Origin of the sequence: Pseudoalteromonas fuliginea, from assembly GCF_000690055.1 — a bacterium.
Lineage (GTDB): Bacteria > Pseudomonadota > Gammaproteobacteria > Enterobacterales > Alteromonadaceae > Pseudoalteromonas > Pseudoalteromonas fuliginea.
Window position 1 is genome coordinate 1 of record NZ_JJNZ01000160.1, and the last position, 363, is coordinate 363.

Genomic DNA, 363 nt, shown 5'->3' on the forward strand with positions numbered 1-363 from the left:
GCGAAGACACCACAAAAGCGATAAGCTTTACAGTGGGTGATGTTGAAACAAGCACTTCAAGCCTTGGTCTTTCTGTTGTAAGCAGCTCAAACACTTCACTATTGCCGACGAATCGCATTGTTTTTGGAGGGAGTGGCGCTTCGCGGACAATGAGCATGTCTCCGGTGGCGAATAAGTATGGGTATTCAGACATTCGTATCCGTGTTAAAGACAGTAACGGTGCGACGAGAGACGATACATTTAGGCTCACTGTAAATAGTGTGAACGATGCACCAACGATCACAAATATAGCGAATCAGTCAACAAACGAAGACACCACAAAAGCGATAAGCTTTACAGTGGGTGATGTTGAAACAAGCACTT

General features: G+C 44.9%; 1 protein-coding gene. It reads left to right on the forward strand.

The window, feature by feature from the left end:
* Positions 1–363 (forward strand): hypothetical protein (locus tag DC53_RS22220; RefSeq protein WP_033032433.1); only part of this gene is annotated, 363 nt, incomplete at both ends.